Here is an 11,968-nt window from a genome sequence, read left to right as displayed (position 1 = left end):
CGGTCGTTGGGTGGGGCTGTCGTGGAGCGGGGGCCGGTCGTTGAGCGAGCGGTGGTCGTTGAGTGGGGGTCGGTCGTTGAGCGAGCGGTGGTCGTTGAGCGAGCGGTGGTCGTTGAGCGAGCGGAGCGAGGCGAAACGCAGAGACGTAACGCCCAGTCGAAACGCACAGCCGAAACGCGCAGCGTCGTCACGGCCGCTGGAGCTCCTCGGGGAGGGGCGGGAACTTCTCGCCGACGGACTGCAGTCCGCCGACGGCGTCGTCGAACCCGGTCTGCAGCGCGTCGTGCGTCCAGCCGCCCTCGCGGTAGGCCGTCGCGACGGGCTCGGGATGCGACCACAGCTGCAGGCGGTCGCCGCCGATGCCGATGGCCTGTCCGGTGACGGCGGCCGCGGCATCCGATGCGAGATAGGCGATGAGGCCCGCGACGTCGTCCGACGTGCCGAACCCGAGGTCGTGGCGGAAGAAGGCGGGCATCGGCTCGCCCTTCTCGTCGGCCTCGACGGCGGCGGCGAAGTAGGGGACGGTCGCGGTCATCGCGGTCGCGGCGACGGGGATGACCGCGTTCGCGGTGATGCCGGCCTTCTTCAGCTCGAGCGCCCATGTGCGCACCATGCCGACGATGCCGGCTTTGGCGGCGGCGTAGTTGGTCTGGCCGAAGTTGCCGCGCTGCCCGGTGGGGGAGCCGATGCAGATGATGCGGCCCGGGATCTCGTTCGCGCGCATGTACGTCGCGGCCTCGCGCACGCACGTGAACGTGCCGCGCAGGTGGACGTTGATCACGGTGTCGAAGTCGTCGTCGCTCATCTTCCACAGCACGGTGTCGCGCAGCACGCCGGCGTTGGTGACGAGGATGTCGAGGCGGCCGTACGTGTCGACCGCGGTCTGCACGAGCCGCTGCGCGGTCTCGGTGGGGCCGACGGGCGCGACCACGGCGACCGCGCGACCGCCCGCGGACTCGATCGATGCGACGGCCTCCGCGGCGGTGGCCTCGTCGACGTCGTTGACGACGACGGCTGCGCCCTGGCGGGCGAGCTCCTGGGCGTAGGCGAGGCCCAGGCCGCGGCCCGAACCGGTGACGACGGCGACTCTGCCTTCGAGCGACATGGTGACTCCTTCGTGTCGGTTCCCATTGAAGTGCCGACTGTTGAAAAAGTCAATCATTCTGTTCATCCATGAAGTGGGATACCATCGACGCCATGCCGAAGTCCGTCGACGCCCCTGCCGGAGGCCTGAAGTCGTCGGCGCTCACCGACGACCTCAGCTTCCTGCTGGCACGGGCCAACGCGATCGCGCTCGCCGCCGGCAACGCGGCGCTCGCCGAGCACGGACTCAAGGCTCGGTCGTACTCGGTGCTCGTGCTGTCGGCCGGCGATGCGCGCCCGTCGCAGCGCGAGCTCGCCGAGTTCCTGCGGCTCGATCCGAGCCAGGTCGTCGCGCTCGTCGACGACCTCCAGTCCCGCGGCCTCGTCGAGCGGCGGCCCGATCCGGCCGACCGCCGCGCCAACGTCGTCGTCGCCACCGACGCCGGCCGCGAACTCGCCGCACGGGCGCGCGAGACGGCGCGCGCCGCCGAGGTGCACGTGCACGCGCAGCTTGCCGGCGACGAGCGCGAACTGCTCGCAGGGCTGCTGCGCACGCTGGCCTTCCCCGAGGAGTGACCGCCGCCCCGGGATCGAGGGTCGGGGTGTTCGGCGTCGGGGTGTGGGGGTCGGGTTCGGGCTCGCGCATGGCCTTCAGGTGTCACGACACGCGGGGTGCGTGTGTCGATTCGGTGTGTTGTGCCACGTGAACGGTCGGGGTGTTCGGCGTCGGGGTGTGGGGGTCGGGTTCGGGCTCGCGCATGGCCTTCAGGTGTCACGACACGCGGGGTGCGCGAGTCGATTCCGCGTGTTGTGCCACGTGAACGGTCGGGGTGTTCGGGGTCGGGTTCGGGGTGTTCGGGTGCGCCGTCGGGCTCGCGCATGGCCTTCGGGTGTCACGACACGCGGGGTCCGTGTGTCGATTCCGCGTGTTGTGCCACGTGAAGGGTCGGGTCGACGGCGATCAGGGTGTGGGTGCGGGATTCGGGTGTCACGACACGCGGGGTGCGCGAGTCGATTCCGCGTGTTGTGCCACATGAACCGGCGGGCGGACGACCTGAGCCGGCGAGGGCGGGATGCCGCGGCATCCGTCGATGGCGTCAGCGGCGGTCGAGCACGTAGCGGTCGCGGCCGGTCGGCGAGTCGAACTCGGGTGTCACGACACGCGGGGTGCGTGTGTTGATTCCGCGTGTTGTGCCACATGAACCGGCGGGCGGACGACCTGAGCGGGCGGGCGACCTGAGCGGGCAGGCTGTGAACCGGCGGGCGGACGACCTGAGCGGGCAGGCCGCGGGCTGTGGGCGGGCGGGTGGCCTGAGCAGGTTGTGGGCGGGCGGGTGGCCCGAGCGGGCGGGCTGCGGGCGGGCGAGCTGTGCCGGCCAGGGCGGGATGCCGCGGCATCCGTCGATGGCGTCAGCGCCGCTCGAGCACGTACCGGTCGCGGCCGGCGAAGACTCCGACCACGGTGAGGGCCACGAGCACGGCCAGCACGAGGGCCAGGGAGGCGACCCACCCGCCGGAGATGCTGTGCAGCGCGCCGAATGCGACCGGACCGAGCGCCGCGATGACGTAGCCGACCGACTGCGACATTCCCGACAGCGCCGTGGAGGTGTCGTGGTCGCGGGCGCGCTGCGCCATGAGCGTCATCGACATCGCGAGCGTCGCGCCGCCGGTGAGGCCGATGAGCGAACCCCACACGATCACCGCGGCCGGGGCGATCATCAGCCCGGCGACGCCGACGATCGCGAGCGACGGGATGAGCGCCGGAGCCCAGCGCTCGAGCCCGCCGCGCAGGATCAGCGGCAGCAGCATGCATCCGGCCAGCGAGAACAGCTGGTAGACCATGACGTCGATGCCCGCGACCACCTCCGAGCGGCCGACCGACATCGACAGCGGTGCGAGCCACGTCACGAACATGTAGAACATCGAGGCCTGCAGCCCCATGTACACGGCGACGAGCCACGCCACCGGGTCGGACCAGATGCCGGTGCGGCCGCGGGCGGAGTCCGAGCGGACGTGGACGTGCTCGGCTCCGCGATGCGCCCACCACCACCCCGCGACGGCGAACGGGAGGAGCACGGCGCCGGTCACGAGCAGCGCGGTCCGCCACCCCGCCGGCTCGCCGCCGACCTCGATGTGCGAGACGGGCACGGCGACGCCCGACGAGACCGCGCCGAACCCCGCGAGCAGGGCCGTGTAGATCGCCGTGACGGCCGGGACGCGGGCAGGGAACTCCCGCTTGACCACCGCCGGCATGAGGACGTTGATGATCGCGATGCCGATGCCGATGATCGCAGTGCCGACCCACAGGCTTACGACCGGGCCGGGCAGTGACCGCACGAGGGTGCCGGCGAAGAGGACGAGCAGGGACCACAGCACCACTCGCGGTTGTCCGAAACGGCGGCTGAGGTCGTGCGCGAGCGGCGAGAACACCGCCCACGCGACCAGCGGCACGGCGGCCAGGACGCCCAGGGCCGGAACCGGCATGCCGGTGTCGGTGCCGATCTGATCGAGCAGCGGCCCGAGGTCGGTGATCGCGGGCCGCATGTTGGCGGCGACCAGGCACACGGCCGCGAGCAGCATCGCCGCCGAGGCGGTGCGAGACGGCTCGGGCGGTGCGGTCCGCGGCGATGGGCCCATGGGCACCGGACTATAGCCGAGACGCAGGCGGCGGCATCCGTTCGCTCCCGGTCAGCGGCAATCGCGTGCCCGGCGCCGCGGCTCGCCGGCGGTCGGCCCTCATGCGAGGCCCTCGAGCGGCCAGCCGGTGTACGCCTCGGCGAGGAAGCGGCGGCCGGCCTCGGACTCGACCACCGAGCGCAGCTCGCCGAGCTGCCGCAGCCGGTCGAAGTCCGACGCGTCGGGGGCGACGTGGAGCATGTTCGTCATCCACCACGAGAAGTGCTGCGCCTTCCAGATGCGGTGCAGCGCCGTCTCGGGGAAGGCCTCGAGGAGGCGGTCGTCGTTCTCGAGCAGGAGGGCGCGCAGTGCGCGCTCCAGCACCATGACGTCGGCGACGGCGAGGTTCATGCCCTTCGCCCCGGTCGGCGGAACGGTGTGCGCGGCATCCCCGATCAGCGCGACCCGGCCGCGTAGCAGTTCGTGTGCGACGAAGCTGCGGAACCGCAGCACGTCGCGCTGGAAGATCGGGCCCTCCGCGAGCGTCGTGCCGGGAACGCGGGCCTGGAGCGCGTCCCACAGCTGGGCTTCGGTGAGCGCGTCGGGATCGGCATCCGGATCGCACTGGAAATACATGCGCTGCACGGTGGCACTGCGCTGACTGATGAGCGCGAACCCGTCGGGCGAGTTGGAGTAGATGAGCTCGTCGGCGCTCGGCGGCGCCTCGCACAGGATCCCGAACCACGCGAACGGGTACTCGCGGAAGTAGCCGCCCGTCGACGAGCCGGTCACCGCCTCGCGCGCGACGCTGCGCGAGCCGTCCGCGCCCACGACGAACTCGGCCTCGATGACGAGGGGCGCACCGTCCGCGTCGGTCGCGATGACACGCGGGCGAACGGATGCCGCATCCTCCACTCGCAGCGCCGTGACGCCGAAGCGGAGGTCCTGCCCCTTGCCGAGACGTACGGCGATGAGGTCCTTGAGCACTTCGTGCTGCGGATACAGCCACACGCCGCGCCCGACGAGGGAGGCGAAGTCGATGCGGTGGCCCTCCCCGGAGAAGCGCAACTCGATGCCGTCGTGACGGTGTCCGGCCGTGCGGACACGGCTGGACGCACCTGACGAGTCCAGCACCTCGACCGTGCCCTGCTCGAGGATGCCGGCGCGGATGGTCGTCTCGATCTCGTCGCGGGACCGCTGATCGATCACGACGGACTCGATGCCGGCGATGCCGAGCAGGTGCGACAGCAGGAGCCCGGCGGGGCCCGCGCCGACGATCGCGACGCGGGTGCGGATCGTGGTCATGGCGTCTCCTTCGACGGTTCGACGACGTTGATGCCGACCAGTGTGCCCCGGGCCGTGGCGGAAGGGTGGGGATGCCCGTTCATCGGGAGTGTGCTCTCGTGCGGCGGGTCCGAGTCGCGAGGGTCGGCGCGGTTTGGGCTCGGCGACTTGAGGTTGAGAAACCATATGTAGGTTGAGGCATCTGCAGCCGTATGGTTTCTCAACCTGCACATGGTTTCTCAACCTGCACATGGTTTCTCAACTTCATGGCGGCGGAGGAGCGCAGGCGCGGGGGAAGCCCGGGCAGCGTGAGAGGTGCGAGCAGCGCGGGCGTGAGCGCGGGCGGGGAGTGGGGAACAAGGCCTCCGGATCAGCGACGGTCGGCGCGCAGCGCCGCTTCGATCGCCGCGGCCGCGTCGCGCAGCGCGGCGATCGACGGCTCGGGGGAGGTCTCGCGCGGGAGCACGACCGAGAGCGCCGCGACGACCTCGCCGCGGTCGCGGATCGGGACCGCGATCCCGGTCGACACCGTCTCGACGGATCCCGGTGCCACCACGACGCCGGTGCGGCGGACCTCGGCGAGCACGCGGCGCAGGCGCGCGGCATCCGTCACCGTCTCGGGTGTGAGGGCGCGCAGCGGGCCCGCGAGCACGCGTTCGCGGACGGATGCCGGGGCATACGCCAGCAGCACCAGGCCCGACGACGACGCGTGCACCGGCAGCCGCCCGGCCACGCGCGTGATGTTGGCGCCCGCGTCGGGGTGCGAGAGGCGCTCCAGGAAGAGCGCCTCGTCCTGTTCGAGCACCGCGAGCTGCGTGTGCTCGCGGATGCGGGCCTGCACGGCCTCCATGTGGGGGAGCGCGGCTTGCCGCAGGCGCAGGGCGGTGGATCCGCGCAGCGCGAGCTCCCACAGGTGCATGCCGAGGTGCACGCGGCGGTCCTCGTCGCGCTCGAGCAGGCCGGACGCGACGAGCTCGTCGACGATCCGGTGCGCTGTCGTCGAGGGCAGGCTGGCACGGCGTCCGATCTCGGCGGTCGTCTGCAGCGAACGCTCCGCCGTGAACGTCTCGAGCACGCGCACGATGCGCGCGGTCATCGAGTCACCGGAGGGCGAGTTGGCCATGCGCCCACTCTCTCACTCGCGCGGTGTGCGCAACTCCTGAGAGCCGGTGTGGGTGTGGCCCGAATCGCCGCGATCCAGTCGACCCGACGCCGATTCTCAGGAGTTCGGAACGGGCGGGGCGGGTAGCCTCGCACGAGGGAGGCGCCATGACCGACGGCGAGAGCATGCTCGAGCGCATGCTGCGCGTTCTCGGCTGCTTCTCCGACGACGAGCCCGCGATCACGGCAGCCGAGCTAGGCGAGCGCACGGGCCTCCCGTCGTCGACGCTGCACCGCCTGCTCGCGGGGCTGGTGTCGGAGGGTCTGCTCACGCGCGGGCCGGGGCGCACGTACGCGATCGGTCCGCGGCTGTGGGAGCTCGGCGAACTCTCGCCGCTCTCGCTGCGGCTGCGCGAGACGGCGCTGCCCCACATGGTGCGGCTGTACGAGGCGACGGGCGAGAACGTGCACCTCGCGGTGCTCGACGGCGCGACGCCCGAGACGACCACGGCGCTGTACGTGGGGCGTCTCACGGGCCGCCAGTCCATCCCGACGCTCAGTCGCATGGGCGGACGGGGCCCGCTGCACACCACCGGCGTCGGCAAGGCGCTGCTCGCCACTCGCGACGAGGAGTGGCTCGAGCGCTACTTCCGCGCGCCGCTGGAGCGCGAGACCGTGCACTCGATCACGACCGAGGCCGCGTTGCGCGCCGACATCGCCCGTACGCGCGCGCTCGGCTACGCGACCACGCGGGAGGAGATGACGCTCGGCAACGTCTCGGTGGCGGTGGCGCTTCCGCGGGTCGACGGCCTTCCGCCGACCGCGCTCGGGATCGTCGTGCACCTCGAGCGCGCCGACGAGCGCCGCCTCGCGCCCCTCGTGATGCAGGCCGCCAAGGACCTCCACCACGACCTCCGCGCGTCCGGTTGACGGCCCTCGAGCGCCTCTCCGCGGGGCCGTCCGCGCCGCGGGTCGCGTGCGTGGGTCGCTCCGCAGTCACAAGGTGCGGCGTGCGGTTTGGTCGCTCCGCAGTCACAAGATGCGGGGTGCGGGGTCCGGGGCGCGCGAGAAGTGACTGCGGAGCATCGGGTGCGGAGGCGGGTAAGGGTAACGGTGCGCGTGCGGGCGCGGGTGCGGGTGCGGGTGCGGGCGCGGGTGTGCCGCGGGTCGCGGTCGGTGGGTCGCTCCGCAGTCACAACGTGCGGGATGCGGGGGCCCGGGCACACGAAAAGTGACTGCGGAGCACCGGGCGGGGCACCGTGCGGAGCACCGGGGCGGAGCACCGGACGGAGCACCGGGCGGAGCACCGGGCGGGGGCGCGGGAGAACACCGGGACCGGGTGCGGCTGCGGCTGCGGGAGCACCCGGGCGCGGGTCGCGGCGGAAGAGACGGACGCCGCGGGCCGCGGCATCCGTCCACTCCCGCTGAGTGGGAATCCGCGGTGCCGCGAGAGCGAGCCGGTGCGACGCTGGGACGACCCGAGTCGTCGAAGGAGACCTCATGACCTCAGTCCAGCCCGACCCCCGCGGCGAGGAGGCGTTCTCGTCGTCGGTGGTGCTCGAGCAGACGGCCCCAGCTGCTCCGGAGTCGCTGCTCGCGTCGCCCGATCAGCTCACGCAGTCCGAGATCACGCAGGAGATCGTCGACCACCACGCCGCCGCCGCTCGGCGCGAAGCGGCGGGCGAGAAGCTGAACATCAGCCTGCACGACTTCCCGCCGTACCGTTCCAGCCTGCTGCGTCACCCCACCAAGAACCCGAAGCTCGTCGATCCCGAGACGATCGAGCTGTGGTCGCCGGCGTTCGGGCAGCGCGACGTGGCCGCGATCGAGTCCGACCTCACGCTGCAGCACACCGGCGAGCCGCAGGGCGAGCGCATGACGGTCGAAGGACGCGTGCTGGACTCGTGGGGCCGCCCCGTCGCGAACCAGCTCGTCGAGATCTGGCAGGCCAACGCCGCGGGCCGCTACATCCACCAGCGGGATCAGCATCCCGCGCCCCTCGACCCGAACTTCACCGGCGCCGGCCGCATCGTCACCGACGACAACGGGTTCTACAAGTTCACGACGATCAAACCCGGCGCGTACCCGTGGAAGAACCACGTCAACGCGTGGCGTCCCGCGCACATCCACTTCTCGATCTTCGGCTCGGGGTTCACCCAGCGTCTCGTGACGCAGATGTACTTCCCGGGCGATCCGCTGTTCCCGCTGGATCCGATCTACAACACGATCTGGCGCCAGAAGGACCGCGACCGCCTGATCGGGATCTACGACCACGACCTGTCGGTGCCCGAGTTCTCGATGGGGTACCGCTTCGACATCGTGGTGGACGGCCCCGACGCCACCTGGTTCGAGCCTGAAGAAGGAGAGCACTGATGGCCGGTCTCGACAGGCTCGACCAGCGGGGGGTGCGCGCGAAGCGCGACCTGGGCCCGAAGACCCACGAGCCCACGGGCGGCCAGACCGTCGGCCCGTTCTTCGCGTTCGGCCTGGACTATCCGAAGAAGCACGAGGTGGTCTTCCCGCACAGCCCCGGCGCGATCGTGCTCGGCGGCACCGTGTTCGACGGTGCCGGTGCACCCATCCCCGACGCGGTCGTCGAGATCTGGAGCGCCGACGAGACCGGCGAGATCCCCCGCGCGCACGGCGCATTCCGCCGCGATGATCACTCGTTCACCGGCTTCGGTCGCGCGGCGACCACCGATGTCGGCCGCTACGAGTTCTGGACCCGCAACCCCGGGCCGGTCGACGGCGGCGCGCCGTTCTTCTCGGTGATCGTGTTCGCGCGCGGTCTGCCCGACAAGCTCGTGACGCGCGTCTACCTGCCCGAGCATGAGGAGCTCCTCGCGGCCGATCCGCTGCTGTCCTCGCTCGAGCCCGACGAGCGCGCTACGCTCATCGCGACGCGCCTGCCGGACGGGAACCTCCATCACGACATCCACCTGCAGGGCGAGAAGGAGACCGTGTTCCTTGCGTTCTGACCGCGAACGGCCCCGCCCCTCGATCCGCGAGCGATGCGAGGGCCGGTCGTGACGGCGGTCGACGAGGGGCTGCTCTCACCGGTCACGGCCGGGCATGACGAGACGGTGACGGATGCCGCATTCCTCGACGCGCTCGTGACCGCCGAGGTCGCGCTCAGCCGTGCCTACCGAGAGCTCGGTCTCGCACCCGACGAGGCGGTCGACGAGATCGAGGCGGAGTTCGGCTGGCACGGAGCGCTGCGCGGATGCCGCGGGCATGGCCTCGACGTCGCGGCGCTCGCGGCGGCATCGGTGGCGGGCGGCAACCCGGTGATCCCGCTGGTCGCGCAGATGCGGGAACGCGTCGCGGCCGACGCGCGGTCCTGGCTGCACCGCGGTGCGACCAGTCAGGACATCGTCGACACGGCGCTCATGCTCGTCGCGCGCGCCGCGTCGGAGCGGGTGATCGCCGCGCTCGCGCACGCCGAGGTGTCGCTCCGCTCGCTGGCGCGGTCGCGGCGCGACGACGTCGCCGCGGCGCGCACACTGACCCAGCACGCCGTTCCCACGACGGTCGGGCTCCGCGCCGCGGGGTGGCTGCGCGCGGTGACACGCGCGAAGCACCGGCTCGATGGGGTGCGGCGCGAGCTGCCGGCGCAGCTGGGCGGCGCGGCGGGCACGGCTGCCTCCTTCGTCGAGCACACCGGGTCGGCGGCACGGGCGCGCGAGCTCATCGCCGGATTCGCGCACGAGGTCGGGCTCGACGCCCCGCCCGCGCCGTGGCACACCTCGCGCTGGCCGGTGACCGAGCTCGGCGACGCCCTCGTCCAGGCCGTCGACGCGGTCGGCAAGATCGCGACCGACGTCGCGACCCTCAGCCGCACCGAGATCGGCGAGGTCTCGACCCTTCGACAGGCTCAGGGAGAGGGCTATGGAGCATCGTCGGCGATGCCGCAGAAGCGCAACCCCGCGGCATCCGTTCTCATCCGCTCCGCCGCGCTGCGCGCCCCGCAGCTCGCAGCGACGCTGCATCTCGCCTCGGCTCTCGCCGGCGACGAGCGCCCCGACGGTGCGTGGCACGCGGAGTGGCCGACCCTGCGCGAACTGCTGCGCCTCGCGCTGGGTGCGACGGCGCACACCGCGTCGCTCGTCACCGAACTGCACGTCGAGCCGGATGCCGTCGCGCGCAACCTCGGCGCCACGCGCGGACTCCTCGTGTCGGAGCGGCTGTCGATCGTGCTGACGCCCCTCATCGGCGCCGAAGGCGTGCGAGGGATCGTCGCGGCGGCCGCGCGCGGCGACGACATCGCGACCCTCGTACGGGGGTTCGCGGCGGTGCGGGAGGCCGGCGTGGATGTCGACGCCCTGCTCGACCCGGCGCGATACACCGGTCTCGCCGGCGAATTCGTCGACGACGCCGTCGGGCGCGACGGGGTCCACGACACTCTCGCGAACCACGGCGGCACGGACCACGGCGGCACGGACCAGGGCGACACGGACCAGGGCGACGGACCAGGAGGGGAGGGAACGTGACCGTTCCTGAGATCGCACTCACTCGGGCAGGTTCCGAGACGGGGCCGCTCGTCGTGCTCGGACCGTCGCTGGGTACCTCGACGATCCTGTGGGAGAACGTGACGCCCGCGCTCGCCGGTTACCGCGTGCGGGCATGGGACCTTCCCGGGCACGGGGCGTCGTCCCGCGCGACCGCGCCCTTCACGATGGCGGAGGTGGCGGATGCTGTCGCCGCGGCCGTCGGCGAACCGTTCCTGTACGCGGGAGTCTCGTTCGGGGGCTGCGTCGGGCTCGAGCTGCTGCTGCGCCATCCCGACCAGGTGATCGGCGCCGCGATCGTCGCCTCTGGGGCGCACATCGGCGAGCCGCAGGCCTGGCACGAGCGCGCGGCGCAGGTGCGCGCGCAGAGCACGTCGGCGCTCATCGTCGGCTCCGCCCAGCGGTGGTTCGCCCCGGGGTCGATCGAGCGCAACCCCGAGATCACAGGCCGCCTGCTCCATGCGCTGCAGGACGCCGACGACGAGAGCTACGCCCTGTGCTGCGAGGCGCTCGCCGCGTTCGACGTGCGCGAGCGCCTCGGCGAGATCACCCGGCCCGTGCTCGCGGTGTGGGGAGCCCACGACGGCGTCACCCCCGAGGCATCCGCTCGCGAGATCGCGGACGGCGTGCGCGACGGGCGTTCCGCCGGCATCGCCGATGCCGCACACTTGCCTCCCGCGGACGACGCCGCGGCCACCGCGGCCGTGCTGCGGGAGTTCTTCGATCGTGTCGCGAAGGAGAAGACGGATGCCGCGTCCTGACGGCGAGGGCCTCACCGACGAGCAGCGCTATGAGCAGGGGATGGCGGTACGCCGCGAGGTGCTGTCGGACGAGCATGTCGATCGCGCGATCGCCGGCACCACGGAGCTGACCGCCGACTTCCAGGACTTCATCACGCGCGTCGCGTGGGGTGACGTCTGGTCGCGACCCGGCCTGGATCGCCGCTCCCGCTCGGTCGCGGTGATCACGGCGCTCATCGCGCTCGGGCACCACGAGGAGCTCGCGATGCACCTGCGCGCCGGGCTGCGCAACGGGCTCACGGTCGAGGAGATCCGCGAGGTGATCCTGCAGGCCGGGCTGTACTGCGGGGTCCCCGCGGCGAACACGGCGTTCCGCATCGCAGCCGAGGTCTTCGCCGCCGACGCCTGATCCGCCGCGCCGGTGGTCCGTGCTTCGTCCGCAGTCATTTTTGGTGCGCGCGTAGGGCGCGGGGTCGCGGAATGTGACTGCGGAGCCGTTCCGCGGGTGCGGGTGGGGCCTTTGGCGTCCGCAGTCACTTTTGGTGCGCGCGGCGGGCGGGGGGTCGCGGAATGTGACTGCGGAGCCGTGGTGCGGGTGCGTGGGGCCTTTGGCGTCCGCAGTCACTTTTGGTGCGC

11 protein-coding genes are annotated in these 11,968 nt (G+C 72.2%); 7 read left to right on the top strand and 4 right to left on the bottom strand.

Annotation, left to right across the window (positions count from 1 at the left end):
* Positions 1-187: 187 nt before the first annotated feature.
* Positions 188-1,105, bottom strand: a complete 918-nt coding sequence (locus IM778_RS15960) for an SDR family NAD(P)-dependent oxidoreductase (protein ID WP_194409793.1) — start codon at positions 1,103-1,105, stop codon at positions 188-190.
* Positions 1,106-1,173: 68 nt separating this feature from the next.
* Here IM778_RS15960 and IM778_RS15955 point away from each other — a divergent pair, with 68 nt between their 5' ends.
* On the top strand, positions 1,174-1,659 hold the full coding sequence (locus tag IM778_RS15955) for a MarR family winged helix-turn-helix transcriptional regulator (RefSeq protein WP_228484607.1): 486 nt from the start codon (positions 1,174-1,176) through the stop codon (positions 1,657-1,659).
* Between the two features lie 834 nt (positions 1,660-2,493).
* On the opposite strand, the gene IM778_RS15950 is transcribed toward IM778_RS15955, so the two are convergent.
* From IM778_RS15950 to IM778_RS15940, 3 genes are all read right to left on the bottom strand, one after another.
* A complete protein-coding gene (locus IM778_RS15950) occupies positions 2,494-3,720 on the bottom strand; it encodes an MFS transporter (protein WP_228484606.1) in 1,227 nt (408 codons plus the stop codon).
* A 99-nt stretch (positions 3,721-3,819) separates the two neighbouring features.
* Positions 3,820-5,004: a 4-hydroxybenzoate 3-monooxygenase gene (locus tag IM778_RS15945; RefSeq protein ID WP_194409792.1), complete on the bottom strand. Its 1,185-nt coding sequence runs from the start codon at positions 5,002-5,004 to the stop codon at positions 3,820-3,822.
* A 349-nt stretch (positions 5,005-5,353) separates the two neighbouring features.
* Complete coding sequence (locus tag IM778_RS15940; protein WP_194409791.1) at positions 5,354-6,106, bottom strand: IclR family transcriptional regulator; 753 nt, start codon at positions 6,104-6,106, stop codon at positions 5,354-5,356.
* Positions 6,107-6,252: 146 nt separating this feature from the next.
* Between IM778_RS15940 and IM778_RS15935 the strand changes: the two genes are divergently transcribed.
* From IM778_RS15935 to pcaC, 6 genes are all read left to right on the top strand, one after another.
* Positions 6,253-7,014, top strand: a complete 762-nt coding sequence (locus IM778_RS15935; RefSeq protein ID WP_194409790.1) for an IclR family transcriptional regulator — start codon at positions 6,253-6,255, stop codon at positions 7,012-7,014.
* Between the two features lie 570 nt (positions 7,015-7,584).
* Positions 7,585-8,457, top strand: coding sequence for a protocatechuate 3,4-dioxygenase subunit beta (pcaH, locus tag IM778_RS15930; RefSeq protein WP_194409789.1), 873 nt, complete (start codon positions 7,585-7,587; stop codon positions 8,455-8,457).
* The gene (gene pcaG, locus IM778_RS15925; protein ID WP_194409788.1) at positions 8,457-9,062 is read left to right on the top strand and encodes a protocatechuate 3,4-dioxygenase subunit alpha; all 606 of its coding nucleotides are present in this window, start codon (positions 8,457-8,459) and stop codon (positions 9,060-9,062) included. Before pcaH ends, pcaG begins: the two co-directional genes overlap by 1 nt.
* Positions 9,063-9,110: 48 nt before the next feature.
* Positions 9,111-10,574 (top strand): lyase family protein, encoded by a 1,464-nt coding sequence (locus tag IM778_RS15920; protein ID WP_228484605.1) that lies wholly within the window; start codon positions 9,111-9,113, stop codon positions 10,572-10,574.
* Positions 10,571-11,353 carry an alpha/beta fold hydrolase gene (locus IM778_RS15915; protein ID WP_194409786.1) on the top strand — a complete coding sequence of 261 codons (783 nt, stop codon included), beginning with the start codon at positions 10,571-10,573 and terminating at the stop codon, positions 11,351-11,353. Before IM778_RS15920 ends, IM778_RS15915 begins: the two co-directional genes overlap by 4 nt.
* A complete protein-coding gene (pcaC, locus tag IM778_RS15910; protein WP_194409785.1) occupies positions 11,340-11,741 on the top strand; it encodes a 4-carboxymuconolactone decarboxylase in 402 nt (133 codons plus the stop codon). The genes IM778_RS15915 and pcaC overlap by 14 nt, the downstream gene beginning before the upstream one ends.
* Positions 11,742-11,968 lie beyond the last annotated feature (227 nt).

The sequence above is a fragment of the Microbacterium cremeum genome, assembly GCF_015277855.1.
Lineage (GTDB): Bacteria > Actinomycetota > Actinomycetes > Actinomycetales > Microbacteriaceae > Microbacterium > Microbacterium cremeum.
This window is presented reverse-complemented; position numbering and strand designations above follow the sequence as displayed.

What these genes read in the sequence shown, in the direction of transcription:
- pcaH (WP_194409789.1), top strand. Translation starts at nt 7,585, where the DNA reads ATGACCTCAGTCCAGCCCGACCCCCGCGGCGAGGAGGCGTTCTCGTCG.
- IM778_RS15950 (WP_228484606.1), bottom strand. Translation starts at nt 3,720, where the DNA reads ATGGGCCCATCGCCGCGGACCGCACCGCCCGAGCCGTCTCGCACCGCC.
- IM778_RS15940 (WP_194409791.1), bottom strand. Translation starts at nt 6,106, where the DNA reads ATGGCCAACTCGCCCTCCGGTGACTCGATGACCGCGCGCATCGTGCGC.
- IM778_RS15935 (WP_194409790.1), top strand. Translation starts at nt 6,253, where the DNA reads ATGACCGACGGCGAGAGCATGCTCGAGCGCATGCTGCGCGTTCTCGGC.
- pcaG (WP_194409788.1), top strand. Translation starts at nt 8,457, where the DNA reads ATGGCCGGTCTCGACAGGCTCGACCAGCGGGGGGTGCGCGCGAAGCGC.
- IM778_RS15945 (WP_194409792.1), bottom strand. Translation starts at nt 5,004, where the DNA reads ATGACCACGATCCGCACCCGCGTCGCGATCGTCGGCGCGGGCCCCGCC.
- IM778_RS15955 (WP_228484607.1), top strand. Translation starts at nt 1,174, where the DNA reads ATGAAGTGGGATACCATCGACGCCATGCCGAAGTCCGTCGACGCCCCT.
- pcaC (WP_194409785.1), top strand. Translation starts at nt 11,340, where the DNA reads ATGCCGCGTCCTGACGGCGAGGGCCTCACCGACGAGCAGCGCTATGAG.
- IM778_RS15960 (WP_194409793.1), bottom strand. Translation starts at nt 1,105, where the DNA reads ATGTCGCTCGAAGGCAGAGTCGCCGTCGTCACCGGTTCGGGCCGCGGC.